The following is a 26,697-nucleotide window of genomic DNA, read 5'->3' as shown; positions in this document are numbered from 1 at the left end:
CGGTGATCCGGCCATAAAAAGAGAGGAAAATACAGATGTACAGATATACACGGGTGCTGAAAGGCGCCCTTTTTGCCCTTTTGTTTTCTCTTTCCGCCCTGCTCCCTTCCTATGCTGCAATTACGGCAGACGGTCCGGGAAGCGGTGTGGCAGGCCCCAGAGAGACTGTGCCGGAAGAAGGCGCACAGACAGAGGCGCTTTGGCAGGATCCGGCTTCACCCCATCCATTGGAGATGGAAGTGGTGTACGGCTATGATAACACAGCCAGAAGCGGCCGTATCCTTCCGATGACCATCCGGGTTACAAATTCTACAAAGGAGGACTTTACGGGAACGCTTCGGGCTGCAACTCTTGAACCGGAATACAGTCCTTATGGAAATAGTTCTCTTTCAGAGTACGGTACTTACCGGTATGAATACCCCATTGAGGTAAAGGCAGGGGAAACGGTTGAAAAAAAGATTCAGATTTCCCTCAGCATTCAGGTAGATCAGGTACTGCTGTCTTTAGTAGATCAGGAAGGAAAGGAGACAGCCGGACGCCGGATCAGGCTGGATCTGAACCTGGATACAGCGGAGCTGTATGTGGGGGTTTTGAGCGACCATCCGGAACGCCTTTCCTATATGGATCATATGGGGATCAATTACAGTACACTCCGCACCCGTCTTATTGAGCTGGATCAGGATACGATGCCAAAATCCCGGCAGGAGCTGGATCAGCTGGATGTGCTTTTGATCAATGATTTTGATACCGGGTCTCTGGACGGCCGGCAGCTTGAGGCTGTATGGGAGTGGACCCAGAGCGGAGGTACCCTTCTGTTCGGAACAGGGGAGCATGCAAATGAAACGCTGGGAGCCTTTTCCAAGGCGCTCTTAGCCAGCCCACTTCCTCAGGCTGTAGAATTTGAACTGGATATGGAAAGCAGCCAGGAATCCTCAGAATATGGGGACAGCCGGATTGTTCTGAACTGCACAGAGGTGGACTTAAAGGGAAGTACGGAGGTCATGACAAAGGGGCAGATGGAAATTATTTCCAGCACACCGGTGGGCAGAGGAATGGCGGCAGCGGCAATTTATGATTTTGGAGATCTGAAAGAATACGGGACTGATAATCCCTCCTATGTAGACCGCCTGTTTACAGAACTTATAGGAGAAAACCGTCTGAATCTTTTAAGCAGCGGAAACGGAGGCTCCTCCGCAGGCCGTTACTGGGAGGTACAGAGCCTGATCAATACGGGGAATGTAAACCGTCTTCCCAAAGTAGGGCTTTACGTTACGCTGGCAGTTGCCTACGTGGCTCTTGCGGGGCCGGGGCTTTACTTCTTTTTAAAGCAGAGGGAGCTGCGCCAGTATTATCAGCCTGCAGTAGCCATTTTGTCCCTGTGCTGTACCGGTATGGTGCTTTTGATGGGGATACCCACGCGGTTTAACGGCCCGTTTTTTACCTATGCCTCCATTCAGGATGCAGGAGAAGAGGATATATCAGAAACGTTGTTTATCAATATGCGCTCTCCCTATAATCACAGCTATGGGGTATCTCTGGATCCTTCGTACCGTCTGTTCCCTGTCTGCGATTCCTCGTACTACAATCCGGGTACGGTTCCGGCCCTGGTGGATTCTGAGGATCCGGATATGGTGATCCGGTATAAGGAGGATGAAACGTATATTGAAGCGAGAGATACAGGCGCTTTCAATCCCAGTTATTTCCAGATGGAGCGTAACCTGCCAAATGAAACAGGGCAGGGATTTTCCGGGGAGATACGGGCCTTTGAGGGAACGATCACAGGGACGATAACGAATAATTACCCGTGGACCGTAGAAAATGCGGCGCTGCTTTTATATAACCAGATGGTAATGATCGGAACCATAGAGCCTGGACAGACGATTTCCCTGGATGGACGCGAGCTGATATACTGCGCAACGGATTTAGGATATGCTATGGCCGCTCAGATTACCGGAGCTTCACGGTACGGCCAGAAGGTAAATATAGAGGATCCGGATTATGTAAGGGCGCTGGAGCGGACCAATCTCCTTTCCTTCTATGTGGAAAATTATTTTTCCGGATATCATACCCAGGCACGGGTGGTAGCCTTCAGCCAGGAGCAGAAGGAAACGGGATTTTTGAGAAATCCGGGAACAGAAACCTATGGCTGCACGCTTTTAACTTCGGAGTTGGATGTAAATTATGAACAGGATGGCCTTGTAAGCCGTTCGGCGATGCAGAAGCAGCCGCATGTGCTGGCAGGAGAGTACGATGCGGCGCGCAACACCATCTACGGGATAAATCCGGTGGTTCTGGAATATTATCTTGGAAATGAGCTGGAAGTAGATACGCTTCATTTTCATCGTCTCAGCGAAGGGGTGGTTGCAAATTTAAGATATTATTATACCGTACCGTTTGAAGGAAATATGTATTTTTACAACTATAATACAGGCTCTTATGATCGGATGGACAGTGCGGTAAGCCAGTATAACAGGGAGGAACTGGATTCCTATTTGTCACCTGGAAATACGATCACTGTGAAATATGTGTATGATACAGCCGGAGAGTATACATGGAATATCATGCTCCCGGTTCTTACAGTTACAGGAAGGAGACAGCCCTGATGCTTACAGTAAGAAATCTTCACAAAATATATGGAAAATACCATGCCTTAAGCGGCCTGGATATGAATGTAGGCGATGGCGCACTTTACGGCTTTGTAGGACCCAACGGCGCAGGAAAGACAACGACATTAAAAATTATGACAGGGCTTTTGGGCGCAGAAGAAGGAAGTGTGACCATTAATGGAAAGGATGCACTCAGGGATCTGGGGGAATTAAAGGGGATGATCGGTTATGTACCGGATTTCTTTGGGGTATACGATAACCTGACTGTGGCAGAATACATGAGTTTTTTTGCCTCCTGTTATCAGCTTGACGGCCTGATGGCAAGAAAACGGTATACGGCTCTTCTGGAGCAGGTAGGACTGGAGGATAAGCTGGATTTCTATGTGGACGGACTTTCACGCGGAATGAAGCAGCGGCTCTGTCTTGCAAGGGCTCTGATCCACGATCCGGCGATCCTCATCCTGGATGAGCCTACCTCAGGCCTGGATCCGAGAACCAGGTTTGAATTTAAAGAAATACTCAGTGAATTAAGGAGTACGGGAAAAACCATTATTATCAGTTCACATGTACTGTCAGAGCTGTCGGAGATGTGTACGGATATCGGGATCATCGATCAGGGACGGATGGTGCTGGAGGGAAACATAACGGCGATCCTGTCGCGGGTCAACGCCTCAAATCCTCTGGTAATTTCCGTATACAGCAATATGGAGCAAGCCATGGCGGTCCTGCGCCGCCATCCCTGTGTCCAGACTATTTCCATGCGGGAAAAGGATATCTGCGTCCGCTTTGCCGGAGATGGCGCCGATGAGGCGATGCTCCTTCAGCAGCTGATCGATGCTGGCGTCCTGGTAAATGGCTTTGTCCGTGAGAAGGGCAGTCTGGAGTCCGTCTTTATGCAGCTGACAGATCATGAAGAAGAAAGGGTGGTGACGTCTTATGAGGCAGAATCCGGTTTACAGCCGTGAGATGAAGGTCAGCGCCAGAAGTCCCAGATTTCCTTTGATCCTTTCCCTTTTTAACGGGATTCTGTGTCTGGCAGCTCTGATCAATATGTACTCGGTGGTTCTGCGGGTCCGTACCAATGCCACGATTCAGTACAGCAGTTTTATGGATATCTACGAATTTGTCACAGCCATTGAGTTTATCCTTCTGATGTTCATTGTGCCTGCCGTCACGGCAGCCAGCATCAGCGGCGAACGGGAGAGGCAGACATTAGATCTGATGCTTACCACCCAGATGACAGCGGCTCAGATTGTGACAGGTAAGCTGATGGGTGCTTTAAGCTCCTTGTTTGTGCTGATCCTGTCCAGTTTTCCTGCGGTAGCCATGGTTTTTGTCTATGGCGGCATTACCTGGTGGGATGCTCTGTCACTGATCTTCTGCTATGTGGCAGTGGCTTTTATGGCGGGAAGTCTTGGGATCTTCTTTTCATCCGTATTCCGAAGATCCACGGTTTCTACGGCTGTAACATACGGCACTCTGATCGCTTTTGTGGCAGGAACGTATTTTATCAACCGTTTTGCCCTCTCGATGTCTGCTGCGAATCTAGACCAGACCATAGCGGCATATGCGATGGAGGCGCCTGCCATCCGTGCTTCTTCCGGAGGCGCTTTTTATCTCTTTTTGATGAATCCGGCCTTTACCTTTATGGCAGTCATTGGAAATCAGGCCGGGCGCAGCACCTCCTTTGCCAGCGTATGCAGCTATTTTGGAATGGAGAATACAGGCTTTGTGATGGAGCACTGGGTTCTTTTAAGCGTTCTTCTACAGCTTGCCGCAGGAGCGCTTCTTCTCTGGGAGGCAGTGCAGTTTCTGGAGCCTGTGAAGAAGAAAGGAAAAAGAAAAAAATAAGAGGATGAGGCACACATTTTAAAAACAGGCGTATACTGATCGTATAAAGAATGTCTGGCGCATCCAGCTGGTGCTTTATCATAGATACAGACCTTTTTAGGTCCGGGCGGTGACGGCGCGTTTTGCGCAATCGCCGTTTACATAGAAAACGGATGAACCGATATGAATGAGAATTATACCTATATCCTGCGGTGTGCGGACGGAACGTATTACTGTGGCTGGACCAATAACCTGGACAGGCGTTTAAAGGCCCACAATGAAGGGAAGGGTGCCAAATACACACGTTCCCGAAGACCGGTGGCCCTTGTCTATTATGAGGCCTTTTCTACAAAAGAGGAGGCTATGAGACGGGAATATGAAATAAAACAGCTCCCCCGAAAGAAAAAGGAGGAGCTGATTTTTAAGCAACAAACTGATACATCATCATGTAATGGCAGAGACTTCCGCCCATGACAAAGAGATGGAAAATTTCATGGGAACCGAAATATTGGTGTCTCGCATTGAAAATAGGCAGTTTCAGGGCGTAGATGACGCCGCCCAGGGTGTAAATGATGCCTCCGGCCAGAAGCCACAGAAAGCCTGCTTTTGGCAGCGCTGCCAGTATCTTTGAAAAGGCCAGGATGCAGACCCAGCCCATGGCAATGTAGATCATGGAAGAAAACCATTTGGGACAGGTGATCCAGAAGGCGTTGATAAAGATCCCAAGGACAGCGATGATCCAGACCAGTGCCAGAAGAGCCCATCCCGTCTGATCTCCCAGTACGATCAGGCATACGGGCGTGTAGGTTCCTGCAATGAGCACAAAGATCATCATGTGGTCGATCTTTCGCAGCAGCTGGTTGATTTTTGGGGAAATATCCAGCGTGTGGTAGATGGTGCTGGCTCCATAGAGGCCGATCATGCTTAAAATAAAAACAGCCAGAGCCGCCAGATGAAACTGTTCAGGAGACCGGGAACCCTTAATAAGAAGAGGAACTGCTGCGGCTGCTGCCAGAACCATGGCGATAAAATGGGTCATGGCGCTGCCCGGATCCTTTATCTTTCGTAAATTGTGTTTTATTTTCTGTGTCATGAATGATACCTCCTTTAAAAATATGACAAGGCTGATATAACTATGATATATAGTATTCAAAACTACATTATGATGTAATATATACTATACACGGAATGGACGGAATATGCAATACATTTGAAAAAATTATTTGATTATCAAAGTAAATGGGAAGAAAGGGGATAAGATATGCTTTCTGTATTATATGAAGATTCGGATATTCTGGTAGCGGTAAAGCCTGCAGGAGTGGAATCGCAGTCAGCCAGGGGCTTTGCAAAGGATATGGTCAGCGAGATCCGCAGATATCTCACTATTCAGGCCAGAAATCCACAAAATATCCACAAATTAACCACATTATCCTCAAAAGGGCAGGGGAAAAATCAGCCGCCTTATGTGGGAGTTATCCACAGATTGGACCGGCCTGTGTCGGGAATTATGGTGTATGCCAGAAATCAAAAGGCTGCAGCTTCTCTTAGTTCCATGATGCAGCAGGGAAAAATGGAAAAATGGTATAAGGCAGTGGTATGTGGAAAACCTGTGGATAATCATGGTGTATATGTGGATTATCTCAGACAGAATCAGGGAGAGAACCGGTCTGAAATTGTGGATAAATCGGCAGCAGGAAGTAAACGGGCAGAGCTTTCATATACGGCAGAGGCATCGACAGAGCGCTGTGACGCGGGGGAGAGCAGGGAATACAGTCTGGTGAGGGTACGTCTGCTTACAGGCCGCCACCACCAGATCCGGGTACAATTTTCCGGCCATGGAACGCCCCTTTATGGGGATGATAAATACGGAGAAAAGACAGCTCCCGGACAACCTGACCTATTGGCTCTGTGCGCCTTCCGTCTGTCCTTCCCTCATCCTGTAACGGGAAAGCGGATGGAGTTTGAAATGGAGCCGTCCGGAGGCGCTTTTGAGTGGTTTAAGGAAAATCCATCTTAAAAGTGAAGAAAAAATGGTACTTTTGCAGAATGACGTTGCAACTATTTTTTGTTATAATGGTTTGGATCGATCAAAAGGCAGGTAAGGGGAAAATGGAACGGATATCAGAATCAGGGCTTGGACGGCTCCTCCATTATAATATGACTTGTATAGGCGGTTTTATGGGAACCTTTGCAGTCTGCGGGTTTGGAGGGAATTTTGCCTCGGCCCATACGGGAAACATCATGAGTCTTACAAAGGATCTGGCGGGGTGCGATCTCATACAGGCAGGAATCCGGCTGGGGGCTCTGGTCTTATTCAGTCTTTCCATTGCGGCAGCCTATCTGATAAACCGTATGGTAAAGCCTGATATGGAACGGCTCTGTCTGATCGTGGATGTGGGAGGGTTCCTTTTGTGCCTGCTTCTTCCAAAGGGACTTCCCGATCTGGTCCGGCTTTACCCTATTTTTATTGCGTCAAGCTTTCAGTGGGGAACATTTTCCGGAACAGACGGCTATAACAGCTCGACTATCTTTACAACCAATAATTTAAAGCAGTGTGTTTTGAGCTGGACTCAGTATCTCTTAGACCATGAGGAAACCATGCGCCGCCGCGCCTGGTTTTATACCATAACCGTAGGGGCCTTCACCGTGGGGGCGCTCATTGGCTGCATGGCTGTGCTGAGGATGGGTGGTCGCGGCGTTGTGTGGGGACTGGGGCTTATTTTGGCGGCAGGAGTTTTGAGCTTCCTGAAAAAGCGGCAGATTGAAAAAGGCGAGAGTTCCAAAGACAGGACTGCTTCTCCGGCAAAAGATAAAAAGGTTCATGCTCCAGCGGTATAAAACTGTGGGTTCTCAAAAACAAGAAAACAGGCATATCAGCCCTGACAAGGTGCATTTACACCAGGTTGGGGCTGATATGCCTGTTTTTTAACGTGATGTTATGCCGGACGATGTCCCGCCGGCTTTATAATTATGACAGCCGAAGCGCCCAGTCTCTGCAGTCCCAGATATCCGTAGCCAGTCCCTCATAGAACTCCGGTTCATGGCAGATTAAAAGGATGCTTCCTTTGTATTCCTTTAATGCACGTTTCAGCTCCGCCTTTGCATCCACATCCAGATGGTTGGTAGGCTCGTCTAAAAGCAGCACATTGGATTCACGGTTGATCAGTTTGCATAGACGCACCTTGGCCTGCTCGCCTCCGCTTAAAACACGCACCTGGCTTTCGATATGCTTGGTTGTGAGGCCGCATTTTGCCAGGGCAGACCGAACCTGATACTGGGTATAGGAAGGAAATTCCTTCCAGATCTCATCCAGACAGGTGTTGGTATTGCCGGGAGCCATTTCCTGTTCAAAATATCCGATGGACAGGTAATCTCCCAGCTCTACGGAACCGGACAAGGCAGGAGTCAGTCCCAGGATGCTCTTTAAAAGGGTCGTCTTTCCGATGCCGTTGGCCCCTACCAGCACAGCCTTCTGTCCCCGCTCCATCACCAGGTTTAAAGGCCGGGAAAGAGGCTCATCATAGCCGATCACAAGATCCTTTGTCTCAAAAATGTATTTTCCTGCGGTACGGGCTTCCAGGAAATGGAATTCAGGCTTTGGCTTCTCCTTTGCCAGCTCAATGACTTCCATTTTATCCAGCTTCTTCTGCCGGGACATGGCCATATTCCGGGTTGCTACACGGGCCTTGTTGCGGGCCACAAAGTCTTCCAGCTCTGCGATTTCCTGCTGCTGGCGCTTGTAGGCAGCCTCCAGCTGTGCCTTCTTTACCGCATAGACCTCCTGGAATTTGTCGTAATCGCCCACATAACGGTCCAGTCTCTGGTTTTCCATATGGTACACCAGATTGATAACGCTGTTTAAAAACGGGATATCATGGGAAATGAGGATAAATGCATTTTCATAATCCAGAAGATATCGCTTCAGCCATTCGATATGCTGTACATCCAGATAGTTGGTAGGCTCGTCCAAAAGCAGGATATCGGGCTTCTGCAGCAGCAGTTTTCCCAACAGCACCTTGGTTCTCTGGCCTCCGGAAAGCTCTGTTACATCCCGCTCCATGCCGATCTCATCTAAGCCCAGAGCCCGGCCTACCTCGTCTACCTTGGAATCGATGATATAGAAATCATGAGCCATCAGCAGATCCTGTATGGTTCCCAGCTCCTCCATCATCTCATTCATTTCTTCTTCACTTGCTTCGCCCATGCGGTCGCAGATGGCATTCATGTTTGCTTCCATTTCAAAGAGGGGCCCAAAGGCGCTCTTTAAGACTTCCCGGATCGTCATTCCCTTTTCCAATACCGTGTGCTGGTCCAGATAGCCCACATTTACATTTTTCGCCCATTCTACCTTGCCTTCGTCAGGCATCAGCTTTCCGGTGATAATGTTCATAAAGGTGGACTTTCCCTCGCCGTTTGCTCCTACCAGGCCGATATGCTCGCCTTTTAAGAGACGGAAGGATACGTCCTGAAAAATAGCTCTGTCTCCAAAGCCATGGCTTAAATGCTCTACGTTTAAAATACTCATATTTCCTTTAAACTCCTTATATCTGCTTGCTGAGTGTCCTGTATATTCCAGTCGATTGTACATGAGAACCGGGGCTGTGGCAAGAGGTTTGAAGGCTTTCTGTTAAAAATCATCTTGAAAAAATTCTTTAAACTGATTAAACTGGTACTATGGACTTATTATATAGAAAAACACCGGAAGGAATCTGTTTGGAGCGCTGTTATACCCTGGACGGCGCTCCCGTTCTTCCGGAGCGTATGGATGGAATGCCGGTGACAGAACTGGATCGGTATTTTTTTTCGCAGACTGTAAGAGGACGGGAGGTTCCTCCGGAAGAGCTTAATGGAGAGCCTGAGCTTTGCGGATCAGGGCTTGATGAGCTGACTCTTCCGGAGTATCTTAGAAAAATAGGCCCTTATGCCTTTTACAACTGCTTTCATTTGAAAACCCTGTCCTTCTGGAGTACGGTGGAGGACTGGGGAGCCGGTGTATTTACCGGCTGCACAGGGATAAAGCATCTGAAGATCCGGGTGGTACCGGGCAGAAAGTCCTGTTTTAAGGAGGTTCTTTCCGAGCTGCGCCAGGAACTTATGGCTGATTATCTGGACCCGGAGGGAAGGCTTCTTGCCAGACTGGTATTTCCTGAGTTTTTTGAGGAATCGGTGGAAAATACCCCGGCTCGGATCATTATGAGAGAAATGCACGGTTGCGGCCATATGTACCGGTATTGCTTTGAGGATACGCAGTTTCAGTTCCGGGAGTATGACCATCTGTTTCCTAATACCGTGATCCAGGAACGGCCCGGTCTGGCAGCTCAGATGGCAGTGTACCGTCTGTACTGGCCCTGGGGTCTGACCGATGAATTTAAAGACCAATACTGGGGATTTTTAAAGCAGCATCCAAGAGAAACGGCATCAGGGCTGACGGACAGGCGGGAAACAGTGATTTTGAAATGGCTGTCCTGGCAGACAGAGGCAGATCAGGCCTTTCTGGAGGGGCTGTTAAATGGGATTGAAGATCAGAGAGATCCCCAGGCTGCGTCTGTTTTGCTGGATGCGGTACACAGCCGGTTTGGCGGGCAGGTAAAAGAAAAAAAGACCACCCGCATCTTTAAATTGTAGATTAACTTACAGGAGGAATATATAAGATGTCAAAGAAAAATGAAGCACAGAAATTACAGGAGGAGCTGACCTGGTCCGCACTCCATATTGCCAAGGAAGCGCCGGAGCAGAAGGAAAAGGCATTTAAGTACTGCGAGGGCTATAAGGAATTTCTGAACAAAGGAAAGACCGAAAGAGAGTGCGTAAAGGAAGCGGTAAAGATGCTTAAAAAAGCAGGCTATAAGCCCTTTGACCGCAAGGCTTCTTATGTACCCGGCGATAAGGTATACGTTGTAAATCGGGAAAAGGCAGTGATCGCCACAACCTTTGGAAAGAAGCCTTTAAAGGATGGACTGCGCATCAACGGAGCCCATATCGACGCGCCCAGACTGGATTTAAAGCCGAATCCGCTCTATGAAAAGGAAGATATCGCTTATTTTAAGACCCATTACTACGGCGGCATCCGCAAATATCAGTGGGGAACCGTGCCTCTGGCGATCCACGGCGTTGTAGCAAAAAAGAACGGAGAGCTGATCGAGGTCTGCATCGGTGAAAAAGAGGATGAGCCTGCATTCTGCATTACAGATCTTCTGCCTCATCTGGCCGGAAAGCAGAATGAGCGTCCTTTAAGAGAAGGTCTTAAGGGAGAAGAACTGAATGTGATCATTGGATCCATCCCCTACGAGGGCGAGGAGATTAAGGAAGCCGTAAAGCTGATGGTTTTATCTCTTCTCCATGAGAAATACGGCATTAAGGAAAAAGACTTCTTCCGCGCAGAGTTTGAATTGGTTCCTGCCGCAAAGGCAAGAGATATCGGACTGGACAGAAGCCTTGTGGGCGCCTATGGACAGGATGACCGGGTATGCGCTTATACAGCCCTTACCGCAGAGATTGAGACAAAGAAACCGGCCCATACCACAGTAACCATTCTTACAGATAAGGAAGAAATCGGCTCTGAAGGAAATACGGGTCTTAATTCCGACTATGTGCTTCACTATATCGAAGATCTGGCAGAGCTGGAGCATACGCCGGTACGGGATATTTTAAGAGCCTCCCTGTGCCTTTCTTCTGATGTAAATGCCGCTTATGACCCAACCTTTGCAGATGTATTTGAAAGCCGCAATGCAAGCTACATCAACAAAGGCTGTGTTTTGACAAAATATACAGGTGCAAGAGGCAAATCCGCTTCCAATGACGCAAGTGCAGAGACTATGGCAAAAGTGATCGCTACTATGGAGGAGGCAGGCGTATTCTGGCAGGCAGGAGAGTTAGGAGCCGTTGATGTGGGAGGCGGCGGCACCATTGCAAAGTATGTAGCCCATATGGATGTGGATACCGTAGACCTGGGTGTGCCGATCCTTTCCATGCATTCACCCTTTGAGTTGGCTTCCAAGCTGGATGTGTACAATACCTACAAGGCATTTAAGGCATTTTATGCATAAAAGGCTTTTTTTTCAACGTCTTGTATGGTATAACTATGTACAGCGCCTGCCTGAGAGCAGGCCAAAATAGTATGATAGAAAAGGGAAACCATTATGAGAAAAATCGCATTATTTTGTCTGTGCGGCCTTATGGCAGCTTCTATTCTGACTGGCTGCTCCGGCAGTGCAGACGGCAACGTAAATTTGGGAACCGTTACACTTTCCGAGTACAAGGGAGTTACTGTTAATATTGAGGCTCCTGAGGTTACGGATGAGGAAGTGGATACAAAGGTAGAGACTATCCTGGCACAGAACCCCAACGAGGTAGAGGTAGATCGGGCCGCCAAGGAGGGCGATATTGTAAATATCGACTTCAAGGGAACAAAGGACGGAGAAGCCTTTGAAGGCGGTTCTGCAGAGGATCAGGATCTGGAGCTGGGTTCCGGTAAGATGATCGAGGGCTTTGAGAGCGGCCTGATCGGTGCAAAGAAGGGCGAGACAAAGACATTAAATCTTACCTTCCCGGAGGACTACAGAGAGGAATCCCTGGCAGGACAGCCGGTTGTATTTGAGGTAACTGTAAATTCCGTAAAGGAGGAGCAGGAGGCAGAGCTGAACGATGATTTCGTAAAGAGAGTGTCAAAGGAAGAGTATCAGACCGTAGACGCTTATAAGGAAAGCATCCGTGAGGATCTGCTGGATCAGAAGCAGTCCGCAGCAGAGCTGGACATGGAAGAAGGAGCCCTTCAGAGCGTAATCAACAGTTCAGAATTTAAGCTTTCCAGAAACGGCCTTTCTGTCCGCTACAATCAGATGGTAAAAGAATACACCAATCAGGCTAAGATGTACGGAATGAGCTTTTCACAGATGGCTCAGGCCAACGGCATGAACGAGCCGGCCATGAAGGAGTATATCTACGATTCCGTAGAGGAAGCTGCCAAGAGAGAACTGACTGTAGAAGCCATCGCAGCAAACGAGGGAATGGATCAGATCACAGATGAGGACAGAGAACTCTTTGCTCAGGAAAACGGTATGTCAAAGGATACCCTGATCAATATGTACGGACAGGAGCAGGCAGACGAGTATGTGCTTCAGGATAAGGTACTCTACTATCTGGCTTCCAATGCTGTCAATGAGGCAGAAAATCCGGCAAAGGTTTCTGAGCGGGTTCTGGAGGAGACTGAGGCTTCCCCAGAGGCAGAATAAAAAGGAATAAGAGAAGCGTCGGGAGCGTTTCATAGGTTATACCACAGAAAAAGGAGGACTATGCATGCAGATCTTAAAAGACAGGATCCGTAAAGACGGAAAAATCAAGGGCGGTAATGTTCTGAAGGTAGACAGTTTTTTAAATCATCAGATGGATATCAAGCTTTTTGGCGAAATCGGAAAGGAATTTAAGCGCAGATTTGCGGATGCTGAGGTAAATAAGATCCTCACCATCGAGGCATCCGGTATTGGAATTGCATGTATCGTAGCCCAGTATTTTGATGTGCCGGTGGTATTTGCAAAGAAAAACCAGACCAAAAATATCGCAGGAGAGGTTCACACCACCAAGGTAGAGTCTTTTACCCATGGTAGGGTGTACGATATCATTGTGGCAAAGGAATTTTTAGGAAAAGGCGATAAGGTTCTTATTATCGATGATTTCCTGGCAAATGGAAAGGCGCTGGAGGGACTGATCGCACTGGTAAGAGATTCCGGAGCCGAGTTGGTAGGAGCCGGTATTGTAATCGAAAAGGGCTTCCAGGTAGGCGGAGATCTGATCCGTTCCGAGGGGATCCGTCTGGAGTCCCTTGCGATCGTAGACAGCATGGACGAGGAAACAAATACCATTGTATTCAGGGATGATGAATAAAATGAAGGCATTATTTTTTGACATAGACGGAACCCTTCTTTCTGAAAAGACGCGGCAGGTTCCTGAGAGCGCAAAGGAAGCCCTTAAGGAAGCCAGACGCAGAGGCCATCTTGTATTTATCAATACGGGCCGCGTGTACTGCCACCTGTCTCAGATCCGCTCTGAGGTAGAGGCAGACGGCTTTCTCTGCGGCTGCGGCACCTGTGTGGTAGTTCAGGATCAGATTCTCTACCGCCACGCGATTCCCTATGAACGGGGGCTTCAGATGAAGAGCGATATTGATGCGTGCGGCCTGGACGGCATCCTGGAGGGAACAGAAGGGTGCTATATGCATAAAACGCCTTCCCGCATCCCAAGAGTTGAGGAGCTTAAGAATGCGATCCGGGCAGGCGGCTGTGTCATTCCCCATGACTGGGAGGATGAAGGCTATGTGTTTGACAAGATTTATCTTGGATCCGATGAAAACAGCCGTCCCAAAGAACTTTTTGGACGAATGAAGGACATGGAGATCATTGACCGGGGAAATGGCTTTTATGAATGTGTGCCAAGAGGTCATTCAAAGGCAACCGCTATTGACCAGGTGTTAAAGCACTGCGGCATTTCCCTGGAAGACGCCTATGTGTTCGGAGACAGCAGCAATGACCTGTCCATGTTCCGATATGCTTCCAACTGTGTCCTTATGGGCCATCACAGCCCGGTGCTGGAGCCCTATGCTTCCTTTGTTACAAAGACAGTAGAGGAGGACGGGATTGCGTATGCCATGAAGGAGCTGGGGATTATTTAGCCCCGGTTCGGAAATGGAAAGCAGGATATAACGGATGAAACAGAAAACCTGGATCATAAGTGCCCTGATGTGTGCCATGGTTATCATGGTATGCCTCGGGGTACTGCACCTTTTAAAGGAAATGACAGAAAACAATGCACCCTCAGGGACTGTGGCTGAGGAAAGCACAGACCATACAGAACCGGAAACCGATTTTGCAGAGGAAGAGGAAACGAAAGAGGACATAGCAGAGACGGGTCCGGAGGAAGAGGAAAGCGATGTTCCCATAGAGAGGGAAGAAGGATACTATGGATGGAAGCAGGAGCTTCCCCAGATTTTTCCTTCTGTTCCGGAGGAGGTTCCCTATGAGCCGCCCAGGCTGATCCTTGCGACCGATCTTCACTATCAGAGCGCCCAGGCAGATGACGGCGGAGCCGCCTTTCAGCTTTTTGTGGAGCGGGGAGACGGCAAGGTGGTGGAATATCTGCCGGAGCTTTTAGAAGCATTTATGGATCAGGTCATAGAGGAACATCCCTCGGCTCTGGTTTTAAGCGGCGATATCACCATGAATGGGGAAAAGATAAACCATGAGGAGCTGGCCAGAGGGCTTATGCGGGTACGGGACGCCGGGATTCCGGTACTTATTGTTCCCGGAAACCATGATATCAACAATCCCCATGCAGCCGTGTATTTCGGTGAGGAAAAGGCAGAGACAGATCCGGTGACGCCGGAAGAATTTTACAATATTTACCATATGTACGGCTACGACCAGGCTATCAGCCGGGATGATGCTTCTTTGAGCTATGTCTATCAGCTGGATGAGAGAAATCGTCTCCTGATGCTGGATACCTGCCAGTATGAGCCTAAGAATATGGTAGAAGGGCAGCTTAAGGTGGAAACCTTCCAGTGGGCAGATGAACAGCTTAAAAAGGCAAAGAAAGATGGGATAAACGTTCTTCCCATCGGCCACCACAATCTTCTGGCTCAGAGCCGGATGTACACGACCCAGTGTGCCATGAACAACAATGGCGATGTGATCGAGCTGTTCCAGAAGTATGAACTGCCGCTGTACTTAAGCGGCCACCTTCATGTTCAGCGGATCCGCAAGCATAAGGCAGAACCGGGAGCGGCAGATGATTCATACGGAATCATGGAGATTGTCACGGACGCACTCAGCATACCGCCCTGTCAGTATGCACTTCTGGAATGGAAGCGGGACGGCAGTATGGAATACAGTACAAAGGCAGTGGATGTATCGGCCTGGGCGGCGCGTACCGGAAGCCAGAATCCGGATCTTCTGGATTTTGAGGGTTGGTCGGAGCTCTATATCCAGAAGCTGATCATTGACCAGATCCGGGGTGTTGTAAAGAATCTGGGAAATGACGTGGAGCACTCCATGGCAGAGGTGTATGCTTCCGTTTATATTGATTATTATGCCGGACGCCGCATCGATGCAAAGGGTATAAGAAGTTCCAAGGGCTACCGCTGGTGGGAGAGAAATATGCCGGACAGTTATCTGTTAAAGGAGCTGGACGCCATGATCGACGACTCGGACCGCGACAACAATTACATGCTGCTGCCGGAGGTAAATGCCGCGGCAGAGGAATAAGACAACAGGGGAGCCTGTATACAGGCTGAGAGGAAATTGTAATTTCGACCCATAACCTGATTTGGATAATGCCAACGTAGGGAAATACAGAGTATATGAATGCTTTTGGCCTCTGTCCTGCGGGATGGAGGCCTTTTAACATATAAGGAGGATAAGATTGAACATGAAGCAGGTAAGCAGCCGGATGGCTCCGGCAGGTTATATTCTGGTGATTTTACTCCTGTGGGAGCTGGCGGTAAGGCTGTTTCATATCCCTCTCTATATTCTTCCCGCACCTACAGCCATAGCTGCTGCTTTGGGAGAAGAATGGCCGGTTCTGGTTTCCCATGGGGCCGTGACGGTATTGGAGGCACTGGCCGGTATTCTGATCTCTCTGATTTTGGCACTGGCCCTGGGAATCCTTATGGACCGGTTTCCGGCAGTGCAAAGAGGCATATACCCTCTTTTGGTCGTTACTCAGACCGTACCCATGATCGTACTTGCCCCGATTTTGATTATCTACATGGGCTTTGGTCCCGGCCCGAAGATTCTTACCGTGGTTTTGATGTGCTTTTTTCCTGTGGCGGTGAGCTTTTCAGACGGCCTGTCCCGTGTGGATGAGGAATACGTTCACCTGGTACGTTCCTATGGTGCGGGAAAATGGGGAGCGTACCGTCTGGTAAAAATTCCTGCTGCCCTTCCTGCGCTGCTGTCCGGTCTTAAGGTGGCTGCAACTTACAGTATCAGCGGGGCTGTGGTAGGAGAGTGGATCGGTTCCCAGCAGGGACTTGGATATTACCTGCTGCGGGTAAAAAACGGATATATGCTGGACAAGGTTTTTGCCTGTGTGGCTGTGATCATTGGTCTCAGCCTGTGCGTGAATGGGGCTGTGCGCCTGCTTGGGCGGATCTGCCTTCCCTATGAAAGAAAGAGGAGGAAATAAGAGATGGGAAACTATGGAATATTTGTGAGAAAGATAGCGGTAGGGATTTTGGCTGCAGCAGTTGCAGCAGGATTGTCCGGCTGTGCAGACACTGCTTCTGAGAAGGCGGCAGAAGGAGAGAGCCCCGAGAATGTTACGGTAATTCTGGATTATGTTGCCAATACCAACCACACAGGAATGTATGTGGCTCTGGATCAGGGGTATTACAAAGAGGCCGGAATGGATGTGAGTATCGTGGAGCCTACAGAGGGAGCCACAGCTACGCTGATTGCCGTGGGAAAGGGAGATTTCGGCATCAGCTATCAGGAGGATGTGACCATAGCCCGAACCTCGGCCGATCCTCTTCCGGTTAAAGCGGTTGCAGCTTTGATCCAGCACAATACCTCAGGCTTTGTGACCTATGGGGATAAGGATATCCATTCTCCGAAGGATTTTGAGGGAAAAACCTATGCAGGCTGGGGCGGTCCGGGAGAGGAGGCCGTGTTAAAGGCAGTGATGGCAAAGGACGGAGGGAATTTTTCAAAGCTGAATATGGTGATTTCAGACGGCTCCGGCTTTGAGGCGCTGAAGGATAAGGTTGACGTTATGTGGTTTTTTGAGGGATGGGACAATATAAAATGCCGGCTGAATGATTTTCCTATCAACTATATGGAGCTGCGTCAGCTGGACGAGCGTCTGGATTACTATACCCCTGTTATTATCGCCAGTGAGGATACGCTGAAAAATAAGCCGGAAATGACGAAGAAATTCCTGGAGGCTACTGCAAAGGGGTATCGGTATGCAATCGAACATCCGAAGGAAAGCGCAGAGATCCTTCATAAATATGCACCAGATTATTCTCTGGAAATGCTTACCATGTCACAGGAATATCTGGCAGGCAAATACATGGAGGATACAAAACGTTGGGGCGAAATGAAGGATTCTGTATGGGATAATTACACGGATTTTCTGGTGGAATATGGCGTAATTGAAGAGGATATCCCGGCAGATCAGTGTTATACCAATGAATTTCTTCCCCAATAAAAATGCGGCGGATGATAAAACAGGACAGATCATAAAAAGGAGGGGCAGGAGCATTTCCCTGCAGATACAATGAAATTAGAGATTTCCGGTCTTACATTCAGCTATGAAAACAAAAAAATATTTGACAGTCTGGAATTTTCCATCCGGGAAGGAGAGTTTGTAAGCCTTTTAGGGCCCTCCGGCTGCGGCAAATCTACCCTTTTAAAGCTTCTTACCGGGGTGATCGCTCCTGAAAAAGGCCATATCCTGACAGATGGACAGGAAATCCGGGGGATTACGGAGCATTTTGCGTATATGCCCCAGAACGACCTTTTATTTCCATGGAAAACCATTTTGGAAAATGTGTGTCTTTACGGCAGGATCCATGGAGGGCAGGAGCAGGTAAAAAAAGAAGCCCTGTCACAGATGGGAGCCTTTGGTCTGGAAGGCTATGAAAATGAATACCCCTCTGCCCTGTCCGGGGGAATGCGCCAGAGAGCTGCATTTTTAAGAACCCTTTTGTGCCGTGCGGATATCCTGCTTCTGGACGAACCATTTGGGGCGCTGGATGTGATCACCAGAGGAGAGATGCAGGACTGGCTTCTGGGAGTCCGAGCCAGATTAAACCGCACCGTTCTTCTGGTGACTCACGATATGGACGAGGCCATCTATCTATCCGATCGGATCCTGATCTTAGATCCCGGCAGAGGCAGGATCGGAAGCGAGATAGAGATTGCAGAAAAGAACCGGAGCCGGGACTGGCTTTACAGTCAGGGGGAACTGCGCCGCAGGATTTACAGAGAGATTATGGGAGACAGAACGTGAAAATAGGAGAAAACAGCACAGCAGAACAATATGTGGCAGAGGCAGGCAGGTTTTGGGAAGAAGGGGATGGCCTGATCGATGCCCACGCTCATATAGGGACAGAGGAGGAAATCCGGGAACGCATCCGGGATGGAATCCCTTCTGTGATATGTGCGGGAAGCCCAAAAGAGGCGGAGCAATTAAAACGGCTGTTCAATCGTTTTGAGGTGCATCCGGTCATCATTCCCGCCGCAGGGCTTCATCCGTGGAACAGCGATAAGTATCGGGCAGAGGAAATGTTTCCCTTTATGGAAGAATGGCCGGTCATGGGGGAAATCGGTCTGGACTCGTTATGGTGTGACGTACCTCTTAACGTACAGAAAGAAGCGTTTGAATGCCAGCTGGATTTTGCTGTGAAAAAACGCAAACCGGTAGTTCTTCACACCAAAGAGCAGGAGGCTGAGATTGCCGGAATCCTGCGAAGATATCCTAACCGTTATCTGGCTCACTGGTATTCCTGCGGACAGCATTTGGAGGAGTATCTGGATCAGGACTGCTATGTCTCTATCGGGCCGGATGTGGTGTGGAATCCGGCGGTTCAGGAGGCAGCCAGACAGGTGCCTGAGGATCGGCTTCTCATAGAAACAGATGGTCTTGGGGCTGTGAAATGGGCCTGGGAGGAAGGAGAAAAGCATGGTATAATGGAGTCACAGTTCCATACAGCTCTGCCTGAACTTACAGTCCGCAGTTCTCTGGAGCAGACCTTACGGGAAGTATCCCGGCTCCGGGGAGTGGAGATGAATGTGCTTGCAAAAGCAATTAAGCGGAATTTCCGCAGATTTGTATGGGGAGACAATACCGGACAAAAGGAGGAGAACAGATGAAGTACGATTTTACAAGCATTATGGAACGTCATGGAAAAGATGCCATTGCAGTTGACGGACTTGGCACAATGCCGGGGTTCGCACCGGATCCTCCAAAAGAAGGCTTTGATATCATCCCCATGTGGGTAGCGGATATGAATTTTCCTACTGTACCTACAGTCCAGGAGGCTATGGCTGAACGCATCGGACATCCGGCGTTTGGATACTTTTCTCCGTCCGATGATTATTTTAATGCAATTATCCGGTGGCAGGAAAGGAGAAACGGGGTAAGGGATCTGGAAAAGAAGCATATTGGATATGAAAACGGTGTTCTGGGCGGCCTTCTCAGCGCCTTAAATGTATTTTGCTCCAAAGGGGATCATGTGCTTTTAAATTCTCCTACCTATATCGGCTTTACCAAATCTCTTGCCAATAACGGATACCGCGCTGTCCACTCTCCCCTGTATCTGGATGAGGAAAATGTATGGCGCATGGATTATGAGGACATGGAGAAAAAGATTGTGGAATATAAGATCCATGCAGCTGTTTTCTGTTCCCCCTATAATCCGGTCGGACGGGTGTGGACACGGGATGAGATCGAACGTGCTATGGAGATTTTTAAGAGGCACAATGTATTTGTTGTATCAGATGAAATCTGGTCGGATATCATCACTCTGGGCCATAAGCATATCCCCACACAGAGCGTCAGCGAGGATGCCCGCCAGCGGACCGTGGCTCTCTATGCGCCCAGCAAGACTTTTAATCTGGCAGGCCTGGTCGGAAGCTACCATATTATTTACAATGACTGGATCCGCGACCGGGTAGAGAAGGAGTCCTCCCTGTCCCACTACAATGAGATGAATGTGCTGTCCATGCACGCCCTGATCGGTGCTTACAGGCCGGAGGGATATGAGTGGGTGGACGAGCTGTGCGCGACCATTACGGGAAATATTGATTATGCGGCAGATTATATCGAAACTCATTTTGAAGGAGTAAAGGTTTCACGCCCGGAAGGCACCTATATGCTGTTTATTGATGTGGAGGAATGGTGCAGGAAACATGGAAAGACACTAGAGGAAGTGGAAAAAGCCGGCTGGGATGTGGGCGTGGCATGGCAGGACGGAAAGATGTTTTTCGGTCCCTGGAGCATCCGCATGAACCTGGCCCTTCCCTTAAGCCGTGTAAAGGAGGCCTTTGAACGGCTGAGAAGGTATGTATTTCAGGGGTAAGTCCGGGACGGTACATATTTATTAAGGAGAAACCAACATGCTTACATCCCTGTCATTTATTTTTCTGCTGGGGCTGGCTATGGCGGCTGTGTGTCAGCGGCTTAAGCTGCCCCGCATCATCGGTATGCTCTTAACGGGCATCCTTTTGGGGCCTTATGCGCTGAATCTGCTGGATCCTTCCATATTGGCTGTATCGGCAGACCTGCGCCAGATGGCTCTGATCATTATTTTGCTAAAGGCCGGATTGTCGCTTAATTTGGCAGATTTAAAACGGGTGGGCCGTCCGGCCGTTATGATGGCCTGCGTTCCCGCCAGCTTTGAGATTTTGGGATTTCTTATTTTTGCACCCCATATTTTGGGAGTTACAAGGGTAGAAGCCGCTGTCATGGGCGCTGTACTGAGCGCTGTTTCGCCTGCGGTGGTAATCCCAAGGATGGTTCAGCTCATGGAGGAGAGGTACGGTACAGATAAAAGCATCCCTCAGATGATCATGGCAGGAGCATCCTGTGATGATATTTTCGTCATTGTTCTTTTCTCCACCTTTGTCACCATGGCCCAGGGCGGAGCGGTTCATGGAACGGATCTGCTGAATGTGCCTGTTTCGATTATCCTTGGGGTTGCTTTGGGTGTGGGAACCGGGTACGCCTTAAGCCTGTTTTTTGAAAAAGCCTATGTCTGCGGCCGTTATGTGAGAAACAGCACAAAGGTTATTATTCTTCTGGGAGTATCCTTTCTGCTGATGGCAGTGGAAACATGGCTGAAGGAAATCGTATCCATATCCGGTCTTCTGGCTGTAGTAAGTACAGCTTGCGTGCTGAAAATAAGGAGCATTCCAGATGTAGCATCCCGTCTTTCGGAAAAATTTGGAAAACTGTGGATCGCGGCAGAGGTTATTCTTTTTGTTCTGGTTGGAGCCGCTGTAGATATCCGCTATACGCTTGAAGCCGGACTTCCGGCACTGGCCATGATTGCTGCAGCCCTTGTGTTCCGTTCTCTGGGCACCATGTTCTGCCTGTTCGGAACCGCTTTGAATTTGAAGGAGCGCCTGTTCTGCATCATCGCTTATCTGCCTAAGGCCACGGTTCAGGCTGCCATCGGTTCCGTGCCCCTGGCCCTGGGGCTTCCCTGCGGAGCACTGGTGCTGTCCGTAGCAGTTCTGGCGATTGTTATCACAGCTCCTCTGGGAGCATTGGGAATGGATCTTACCTATAAGAAGTTTCTCAAAAAGAACGGTAGTATACCAGCATAAGATCCACCATCCGCCCATAGCTTTTGACCCCGTCGGTCTGGCTGTGGGCTTTTAAATAGGTGTCATTTACTTTCGTGGATACCTCTGCCACCGTTCCTTCAAACTGGTCCCAGAACCGGTTGTTTTCTCCTAAGTCCTCTATTGCTTGAGGATCTAATTGTTCATACAGGCGGCAGTAGCCCTCAAAATCCGCGTTTGCCAGGGCATTTCCCGCATAAACCCATCCGGTCAGATATCCGCTGTATTGAAACGCCTCTGCATCGGATCCGATACAGGCCAGATATCCGATAAAATTTGCCTCATCTTCTCTCATATACCCTTTTAGATGAGAAAGTTCATGGCAGATCGTATGGGGAATATTGTAAAATGGCATCTCGCTGTTGTAATTTGCTTCAATGGTAAAGGGAGAGTAGATTCCTGTAAGCTGTTGTACAGATAGAAGCCGGGGATTCAGTAATGGCTTGGGATAAGGATACCAGCCCCCAAGCTGGGGAAAATTATCCCCTAAATTTGCCATAGCATCCTGTCCCAATTCCCCCATAGAACGGAAAAAGGAAGCATTGCGTTTGGGAGAGTTTTCCCATGGCACAGTTTCATTTACCTGCTTTACCAGATATTCGCAGAGTGAATAAAGCTCCGCAGCCGTACTGCCTTTTTTTAATTCTTCAGAAAATCCGGCCTCTTCGGAAAAGGGCTTTCTGTAATAATTGATTCCGCAGTTTATTGTATAGATAAAAAATAAAAGCGAGGCAAGAAAAAAGGCATTTTTAAAAAGCAGGAGAGGGCGTTTTAAGCTGCAAAATATCCAATACAGGCAGAAAGCCAGAAGAAGGTAAAGTCCTGCCTCAGACAACGAAAATGGAAAAAGAGCGGAAAACCGCGCGATGGTATTTTTAAGACCGGCATAAATGGTTACGGAGTACCACTGGGCAAATACAGGAAATGTTCTGGCACAGCCCAAGAGTAGAACGGATAAAAGGGCCAGAATGAGACTTGATGTCATTTTTTTGTCCGTTTTTTTTATAAAGGAAAATGGGGTTGTATTCCTATCATTTAGTTTCATATACACATTTGTTCTCTTTCGTATTTTTTCCATTATAATTGCTGGGAAAATGGGAGTCAAGGGGAGGGAAAGGCAAAGGGGGAATGAAGCATCTTGACTCAGCTGGCGGTATCCCCTATACTTAGTAGAAAATAAGTCCCCAAAGGTCTGCTCTCTGGGACTGGAATGGGCAGCAAACAATCAGGAGTGAACAACTATGGCATATCAGGATGATTATGTAATGCGTACGATTACCGACCTTGTTCGGGCCATTGCCGGACTGGCACTGGGGAAAAATGAAATTGATTATGACCTTCCTCTCTCAGAGGCGGCTTACACGCCCGTGGATCGGGCTTACCGCCGTTTAAAGGATCTTGCAGATGCAGGAGACATTAACGGGGCTGAGAATGAGCTGTATGAATGTCTGGATACCAGTGACAGGGCGTATTTGGAAATGGCTCTGGCATTTTATATGTATTTAAACCAGCTGGATGATGATGCTCTTTATACCGCCAATTTTTCCAGAGAGGAAATTGCAGAAGGGATTAACAGTGTCAGCGCTCAGTTTGGCATCTCCGGTTTTGAGAATTTCGTAGACACTACTATGGTATAAGCATGTCTGAAAGAGAGCGGTTAATGGAAATAAGAAATGAATGCGCCGTCTGTCTGGCCGACTGCTATAAGGAACTGTTTTTTGGTCCGTCCAACAGACGCTGCCGGGCCATGACAGGGGCAGAGCTGCGAAATCGTCTGTCCCGGTTAAATGATGCGTGTCTGGAAAAAATTATAAAACCAAACGAATTAAGCGATATACACGCCATGCTGGCAAAAGTCTGTGCGTTCCTGATGCATAAAGAGGGACGCATAAAGCCCGGTCCTCAGCTTACCCGGTGGGAGGAGAATTGCCGGTGTATGGAGAAATTCTGTGAGCATCTGGCAAAAAAGGATCTGGAATTTCTGCCGGAACTTACGCAGGAGGAGCTGGAGCACGTATTAAAAATGCAGGGGATCCGCAGATATCTTCTAACGAATTCACTGGAACGGGCTTATCAGCTTTTCTATATCCCCAAAACCATTAAAAAGGGGATCAGGGAGTCGGTCAAGCGCCGTCCGGAGGATGAATACCCGGAGACACGGGCCATGAAGCGCCGTTTTATCCTTCATATCGGCCCTACTAACAGCGGAAAAACACATGACGCACTGGAGCGGTTAAAACAGGCAGAGCACGGAGCCTATTTCGGCCCCCTTCGCCTTTTGGCGCTGGAGGTTTACGACCGTTTAAACAGTGAACATGTACCCTGCTCCATGATTACCGGAGAGGAGACGCTGGAGGTTCCCGGAGCGGTCTGTCAGGCCTGTACGGTGGAAATGTTAAATGATCACGAATACTTTGACGTAGCCGTGGTAGATGAATGTCAGATGGCAGCAGATCCTTACCGGGGCCATAACTGGACCCGTGCTGTGCTGGGGCTGCGTGCGGAGGAGATCCACCTGTGCATGGCTCCTGAGGCAGAAGATATCATGGTGCAGATGATCAAGCGCTGCGGGGATTCCTTTCAGATCGTGCGCCACAAAAGAAGTACGCGCCTTACCCTTGAGAAGAAGCCCTACTCCCTGAAGCGGGATCTGAAAAAGGGAGACGCTCTGATCGTATTTTCAAAGAAGTCCGTTCTGGCTCTGGCCGCCCATCTGGAAAATCAGGGGGTGCGCTGCAGTGTGATCTACGGAAGCCTGCCGCCTGCTACCCGGAGGGAGCAGGTGCGCCGTTTTCTGGAGCGTGAGACGGAGGTGGTGGTAAGCACAGACGCCATTGGGATGGGATTAAATCTTCCCATCCGCCGGATCGTGTTTGTGGAAACAAGAAAATTTGACGGCACGGCCAGACGCAGTCTTCTGCCGGAGGAAATCCGTCAGATCGCAGGACGGGCGGGCCGCTTTGGCCTCTATGACGAGGGCTTTGTGACGGCCATTGACGATATAGAAACCATTGAGGACGGCTTATCCGCCCGCCCTCTTCCCATTATGAAAGCCTATGTGGGTTTTCCTGAGCAGCTTTTGAACCTGCCTGCAGAGATTGACACTTTGGTAAAGATCTGGGCCGGTATGGAGGCGCCTGCCATTTATGAAAAAATGGAGGTGGATGAGCTGTTATCTCTCTACATGAGCTTTGAGCGGATCCACGGAGATCATCTGGAAGAATTTACCAAACAGGAGATCTATAAGCTTATTACCTGCTCGGTAGACATTGATAACCGTCTGGTGATGGATCTGTGGAAGGATTACTGCCGGGAATACAGAGAAGTGGATGAACTGGAATTTCCCTACAGTCCGGGAACGGATCTTTACGATATGGAAAGCTATTATAAAATGCTGGATCTTTATTTTCAGTTTTCACGGAAGACAGGACTTCCTGTCCAGGAAGAAAACCTGTTCCATGAAAGGCGGAGCACAGAGGAGGAGATCAGCCGTATCCTGCGCACAGAATGCGGCAGCTATACCCGGAAATGTTCCATCTGCGGCAGAGAGCTTTCCTGGGATCATCCATTTTCCATCTGTGAGCGCTGCTTTGAGCGGGGCCGTTCATCGCAGAAGCGCTCTCGTTTTCACGATCAGCGGTATAACCATTAAAACCCATACAACAGGCTCTGCCACGATGATTCCCCAGTACTTAAAAATATCCGCCAGAAGGAAGGCGGCAATGATTTTTCCAGCCAGTTCGATCATGCTGGAGCATATGGGAGTCACATGATCGCCCATGCCCTGAAGGCTGTTTCTCAAGATAGAAATAGCAGCTGGAGCAAAATAAAACAGGGTGTTGACCTTCAGATACAGAGCTGCGGTATTGAGAACCGTCTCGTTTTGGGAGCCTGTAACCATAGAAGCCAGCCGGGGAGAAATGGTCCAGCTTAAAAGGATCATTCCTACGGCCCAGATCCAGGTCAGAAGAAGGGACTGGCGGATTCCCGTCCGGATGCGGTCCATGCGGCCGGCTCCCGTATTCTGCCCGCAGTAATTTGCCATGGTTACGCCCATGACGCTGAAGGGAAGCATACAAAATTCCGTAATTTTCCGGGCGGCTGTATGGGCTACGATGATATCCTGGCCAAAGGTATTGATGGCGCACTGGAGCGACAGGGTGCCAAAAAATACAAGGGACATCATGGCAGCCATAGAGAGGCCGGAGGCGTAGAGTTTTTTGACCTGTTCTCCGGATATTTTAAAATCAGCCGGGCAGAAGCGGAAGATCCGGTATCTGCAGAACATATAGATCAGGCTTAAGCAGGCCGCCACCCCCTGGGACAGAACCGTAGCAAAGGCGGCGCCTTCTATGCCCCAGCCAAAGTACATGATAAAAACCAGATCTAAAACCACATTTAGTACAGCTGCAAAAATCAGAAACAGCAGAGGGGCTGTTGTATCGCCTACAGCCCGCAGGACAGAGGCGCAGGCATTGTACAGCATGGTGACAAACAGTCCGGACAGAATGACGCGGATATAGCTGTCTGATTGGATAAGAAGCTCCTGGGGCACGTTTAAAAGTCCGAGGATCCATGGGAGGCCTGCGAGACAGGCCAGTGTGAGGGCCAGGGCAGTCACAGCTCCAAGGAGCAGGCTGCCTGCGGCAAAGCGTTTTACTCCTTCTTCGTTTCCTGCGCCGAATTCTCTGGCGATCAGCAGAGAAAAGCCGTTTGTAAGGCCGGACAGAAAGCCGATAAAAAGAGTGCTGATGGAGGCGGTGGCCCCCACAGCTGCCAGAGCAGTTTCTCCCAGGGCGCTTCCTACTACGCGGGTGTCAGCCAGACTGTAGCACAGCTGAAACATATTTCCAAGGGCTACGGGAACAGCAAAGCTGATCATGATCCGGGCCGGTGTGCCTTTTGTAAGATCCTTCATATGT

24 protein-coding genes and 1 riboswitch are annotated in these 26,697 nt (G+C 49.1%); of the genes, 20 read left to right on the top strand and 4 right to left on the bottom strand.

From position 1 onward, the window contains the following. The first annotated feature begins 35 nt into the window (after positions 1 to 35). From BN3656_RS16200 to BN3656_RS16185, 4 genes are all read left to right on the top strand, one after another. Positions 36 to 2,603, top strand: a complete 2,568-nt coding sequence (locus tag BN3656_RS16200) for a hypothetical protein (protein WP_066550490.1) — start codon at positions 36 to 38, stop codon at positions 2,601 to 2,603. Continuing rightward, a complete protein-coding gene (locus tag BN3656_RS16195) occupies positions 2,603 to 3,571 on the top strand; it encodes an ABC transporter ATP-binding protein (protein WP_066550488.1) in 969 nt (322 codons plus the stop codon). The genes BN3656_RS16200 and BN3656_RS16195 overlap by 1 nt, the downstream gene beginning before the upstream one ends. Beyond that, complete coding sequence (locus BN3656_RS16190; RefSeq protein WP_066550485.1) at positions 3,543 to 4,457, top strand: ABC transporter permease subunit; 915 nt, start codon at positions 3,543 to 3,545, stop codon at positions 4,455 to 4,457. The genes BN3656_RS16195 and BN3656_RS16190 overlap by 29 nt, the downstream gene beginning before the upstream one ends. 162 nt (positions 4,458 to 4,619) lie before the next feature. After that, positions 4,620 to 4,910 (top strand): GIY-YIG nuclease family protein, encoded by a 291-nt coding sequence (locus tag BN3656_RS16185; RefSeq protein WP_081422994.1) that lies wholly within the window; start codon positions 4,620 to 4,622, stop codon positions 4,908 to 4,910. Here the strand turns inward: BN3656_RS16185 and BN3656_RS16180 are convergent. Further along, positions 4,858 to 5,529, bottom strand: coding sequence for a hemolysin III family protein (locus BN3656_RS16180; RefSeq protein WP_066550482.1), 672 nt, complete (start codon positions 5,527 to 5,529; stop codon positions 4,858 to 4,860). The two genes, BN3656_RS16185 and BN3656_RS16180, sit on opposite strands and share 53 nt — an antisense overlap. 168 nt (positions 5,530 to 5,697) lie before the next feature. On the opposite strand from BN3656_RS16180, the gene BN3656_RS16175 reads away from it, so the two are divergent. Together BN3656_RS16175 and BN3656_RS16170 are read left to right on the top strand one after the other, a co-directional pair. Beyond that, positions 5,698 to 6,453 (top strand): RluA family pseudouridine synthase, encoded by a 756-nt coding sequence (locus BN3656_RS16175; RefSeq protein ID WP_066550479.1) that lies wholly within the window; start codon positions 5,698 to 5,700, stop codon positions 6,451 to 6,453. Positions 6,454 to 6,545: 92 nt separating this feature from the next. Beyond that, positions 6,546 to 7,274: a YoaK family protein gene (locus tag BN3656_RS16170; protein ID WP_167544892.1), complete on the top strand. Its 729-nt coding sequence runs from the start codon at positions 6,546 to 6,548 to the stop codon at positions 7,272 to 7,274. A gap of 130 nt (positions 7,275 to 7,404) precedes the next feature. Here the strand turns inward: BN3656_RS16170 and BN3656_RS16165 are convergent, their stop codons facing one another. Next, positions 7,405 to 8,961 (bottom strand): ABC-F family ATP-binding cassette domain-containing protein, encoded by a 1,557-nt coding sequence (locus BN3656_RS16165; RefSeq protein ID WP_066550475.1) that lies wholly within the window; start codon positions 8,959 to 8,961, stop codon positions 7,405 to 7,407. Between the two features lie 188 nt (positions 8,962 to 9,149). On the opposite strand from BN3656_RS16165, the gene BN3656_RS16160 reads away from it, so the two are divergent. The 12 genes from BN3656_RS16160 to BN3656_RS16105 all read left to right on the top strand — a co-directional run bounded on the left by BN3656_RS16160 (position 9,150) and on the right by BN3656_RS16105 (position 21,757). Next, positions 9,150 to 10,061, top strand: coding sequence for a leucine-rich repeat protein (locus BN3656_RS16160; protein WP_242963028.1), 912 nt, complete (start codon positions 9,150 to 9,152; stop codon positions 10,059 to 10,061). 26 nt (positions 10,062 to 10,087) lie between these two features. After that, entirely contained in the window at positions 10,088 to 11,482 is a 1,395-nt protein-coding gene (locus tag BN3656_RS16155) for an aminopeptidase (protein WP_066550470.1), read from the top strand. A 93-nt stretch (positions 11,483 to 11,575) separates the two neighbouring features. Further along, positions 11,576 to 12,667 carry a trigger factor gene (gene tig / locus BN3656_RS16150; RefSeq protein ID WP_066550465.1) on the top strand — a complete coding sequence of 364 codons (1,092 nt, stop codon included), beginning with the start codon at positions 11,576 to 11,578 and terminating at the stop codon, positions 12,665 to 12,667. Between the two features lie 64 nt (positions 12,668 to 12,731). Further along, positions 12,732 to 13,316: a xanthine phosphoribosyltransferase gene (locus BN3656_RS16145; RefSeq protein WP_066550462.1), complete on the top strand. Its 585-nt coding sequence runs from the start codon at positions 12,732 to 12,734 to the stop codon at positions 13,314 to 13,316. Beyond that, positions 13,309 to 14,100 (top strand): HAD family hydrolase, encoded by a 792-nt coding sequence (locus tag BN3656_RS16140; protein ID WP_347461187.1) that lies wholly within the window; start codon positions 13,309 to 13,311, stop codon positions 14,098 to 14,100. The genes BN3656_RS16145 and BN3656_RS16140 overlap by 8 nt, the downstream gene beginning before the upstream one ends. A gap of 34 nt (positions 14,101 to 14,134) precedes the next feature. Continuing rightward, on the top strand, positions 14,135 to 15,688 hold the full coding sequence (locus BN3656_RS16135) for a metallophosphoesterase (RefSeq protein ID WP_066550452.1): 1,554 nt from the start codon (positions 14,135 to 14,137) through the stop codon (positions 15,686 to 15,688). Continuing rightward, positions 15,685 to 15,788: riboswitch (TPP riboswitch) on the top strand. (Overlaps the previous gene by 4 nt.) A 63-nt stretch (positions 15,789 to 15,851) precedes the next feature. After that, entirely contained in the window at positions 15,852 to 16,610 is a 759-nt protein-coding gene (locus BN3656_RS16130) for an ABC transporter permease (protein ID WP_066550449.1), read from the top strand. Positions 16,611 to 16,613: 3 nt separating this feature from the next. Next, a complete protein-coding gene (locus tag BN3656_RS16125; RefSeq protein ID WP_081422991.1) occupies positions 16,614 to 17,633 on the top strand; it encodes an ABC transporter substrate-binding protein in 1,020 nt (339 codons plus the stop codon). A gap of 69 nt (positions 17,634 to 17,702) precedes the next feature. Next, complete coding sequence (locus BN3656_RS16120) at positions 17,703 to 18,437, top strand: ABC transporter ATP-binding protein (RefSeq protein WP_066550444.1); 735 nt, start codon at positions 17,703 to 17,705, stop codon at positions 18,435 to 18,437. Beyond that, positions 18,434 to 19,300, top strand: a complete 867-nt coding sequence (locus BN3656_RS16115) for a TatD family hydrolase (RefSeq protein WP_066550440.1) — start codon at positions 18,434 to 18,436, stop codon at positions 19,298 to 19,300. Before BN3656_RS16120 ends, BN3656_RS16115 begins: the two co-directional genes overlap by 4 nt. Continuing rightward, the gene (locus tag BN3656_RS16110; RefSeq protein ID WP_066550435.1) at positions 19,297 to 20,508 is read left to right on the top strand and encodes an aminotransferase class I/II-fold pyridoxal phosphate-dependent enzyme; all 1,212 of its coding nucleotides are present in this window, start codon (positions 19,297 to 19,299) and stop codon (positions 20,506 to 20,508) included. Before BN3656_RS16115 ends, BN3656_RS16110 begins: the two co-directional genes overlap by 4 nt. A gap of 37 nt (positions 20,509 to 20,545) precedes the next feature. Beyond that, positions 20,546 to 21,757, top strand: coding sequence for a cation:proton antiporter (locus BN3656_RS16105; RefSeq protein ID WP_066550433.1), 1,212 nt, complete (start codon positions 20,546 to 20,548; stop codon positions 21,755 to 21,757). On the opposite strand, the gene BN3656_RS16100 is transcribed toward BN3656_RS16105, so the two are convergent. Further along, positions 21,729 to 22,760 carry a DUF3810 domain-containing protein gene (locus tag BN3656_RS16100; RefSeq protein ID WP_066550993.1) on the bottom strand — a complete coding sequence of 344 codons (1,032 nt, stop codon included), beginning with the start codon at positions 22,758 to 22,760 and terminating at the stop codon, positions 21,729 to 21,731. The genes BN3656_RS16105 and BN3656_RS16100 overlap by 29 nt on opposite strands. Positions 22,761 to 23,016: 256 nt before the next feature. Here BN3656_RS16100 and BN3656_RS16095 point away from each other — a divergent pair, with 256 nt between their 5' ends. Next, a complete protein-coding gene (locus BN3656_RS16095; RefSeq protein WP_066550426.1) occupies positions 23,017 to 23,412 on the top strand; it encodes a DUF6483 family protein in 396 nt (131 codons plus the stop codon). Between the two features lie 23 nt (positions 23,413 to 23,435). Next, the gene (locus tag BN3656_RS16090; protein WP_066550424.1) at positions 23,436 to 25,427 is read left to right on the top strand and encodes a helicase-related protein; all 1,992 of its coding nucleotides are present in this window, start codon (positions 23,436 to 23,438) and stop codon (positions 25,425 to 25,427) included. Here BN3656_RS16090 and BN3656_RS16085 read toward each other — a convergent pair. After that, a complete protein-coding gene (locus BN3656_RS16085; protein WP_066550421.1) occupies positions 25,380 to 26,693 on the bottom strand; it encodes an MATE family efflux transporter in 1,314 nt (437 codons plus the stop codon). The genes BN3656_RS16090 and BN3656_RS16085 overlap by 48 nt on opposite strands. Positions 26,694 to 26,697: the final 4 nt, after the last annotated feature.

Origin of the sequence: Clostridium sp. AT4, from assembly GCF_001517625.2 — a bacterium.
In the GTDB taxonomy this organism is placed as follows: domain Bacteria; phylum Bacillota; class Clostridia; order Lachnospirales; family Lachnospiraceae; genus Enterocloster.
This window is presented reverse-complemented; position numbering and strand designations above follow the sequence as displayed.

Bases quoted from the DNA above. Each gene is read 5' to 3' on its own strand.
- BN3656_RS16155 (WP_066550470.1), top strand. From the start codon at position 10,088: ATGTCAAAGAAAAATGAAGCACAGAAATTACAGGAGGAGCTGACCTGG.
- BN3656_RS16175 (WP_066550479.1), top strand. From the start codon at position 5,698: ATGCTTTCTGTATTATATGAAGATTCGGATATTCTGGTAGCGGTAAAG.
- BN3656_RS16095 (WP_066550426.1), top strand. From the start codon at position 23,017: ATGGCATATCAGGATGATTATGTAATGCGTACGATTACCGACCTTGTT.
- BN3656_RS16180 (WP_066550482.1), bottom strand. From the start codon at position 5,529: ATGACACAGAAAATAAAACACAATTTACGAAAGATAAAGGATCCGGGC.
- BN3656_RS16120 (WP_066550444.1), top strand. From the start codon at position 17,703: ATGAAATTAGAGATTTCCGGTCTTACATTCAGCTATGAAAACAAAAAA.
- tig (WP_066550465.1), top strand. From the start codon at position 11,576: ATGAGAAAAATCGCATTATTTTGTCTGTGCGGCCTTATGGCAGCTTCT.
- BN3656_RS16105 (WP_066550433.1), top strand. From the start codon at position 20,546: ATGCTTACATCCCTGTCATTTATTTTTCTGCTGGGGCTGGCTATGGCG.
- BN3656_RS16195 (WP_066550488.1), top strand. From the start codon at position 2,603: ATGCTTACAGTAAGAAATCTTCACAAAATATATGGAAAATACCATGCC.
- BN3656_RS16200 (WP_066550490.1), top strand. From the start codon at position 36: ATGTACAGATATACACGGGTGCTGAAAGGCGCCCTTTTTGCCCTTTTG.
- BN3656_RS16125 (WP_081422991.1), top strand. From the start codon at position 16,614: ATGGGAAACTATGGAATATTTGTGAGAAAGATAGCGGTAGGGATTTTG.
- BN3656_RS16085 (WP_066550421.1), bottom strand. From the start codon at position 26,693: ATGAAGGATCTTACAAAAGGCACACCGGCCCGGATCATGATCAGCTTT.
- BN3656_RS16090 (WP_066550424.1), top strand. From the start codon at position 23,436: ATGGAAATAAGAAATGAATGCGCCGTCTGTCTGGCCGACTGCTATAAG.
- BN3656_RS16130 (WP_066550449.1), top strand. From the start codon at position 15,852: ATGAAGCAGGTAAGCAGCCGGATGGCTCCGGCAGGTTATATTCTGGTG.
- BN3656_RS16140 (WP_347461187.1), top strand. From the start codon at position 13,309: ATGAATAAAATGAAGGCATTATTTTTTGACATAGACGGAACCCTTCTT.
- BN3656_RS16135 (WP_066550452.1), top strand. From the start codon at position 14,135: ATGAAACAGAAAACCTGGATCATAAGTGCCCTGATGTGTGCCATGGTT.
- BN3656_RS16100 (WP_066550993.1), bottom strand. From the start codon at position 22,760: ATGACATCAAGTCTCATTCTGGCCCTTTTATCCGTTCTACTCTTGGGC.
- BN3656_RS16110 (WP_066550435.1), top strand. From the start codon at position 19,297: ATGAAGTACGATTTTACAAGCATTATGGAACGTCATGGAAAAGATGCC.
- BN3656_RS16145 (WP_066550462.1), top strand. From the start codon at position 12,732: ATGCAGATCTTAAAAGACAGGATCCGTAAAGACGGAAAAATCAAGGGC.
- BN3656_RS16170 (WP_167544892.1), top strand. From the start codon at position 6,546: ATGGAACGGATATCAGAATCAGGGCTTGGACGGCTCCTCCATTATAAT.
- BN3656_RS16165 (WP_066550475.1), bottom strand. From the start codon at position 8,961: ATGAGTATTTTAAACGTAGAGCATTTAAGCCATGGCTTTGGAGACAGA.
- BN3656_RS16190 (WP_066550485.1), top strand. From the start codon at position 3,543: ATGAGGCAGAATCCGGTTTACAGCCGTGAGATGAAGGTCAGCGCCAGA.
- BN3656_RS16185 (WP_081422994.1), top strand. From the start codon at position 4,620: ATGAATGAGAATTATACCTATATCCTGCGGTGTGCGGACGGAACGTAT.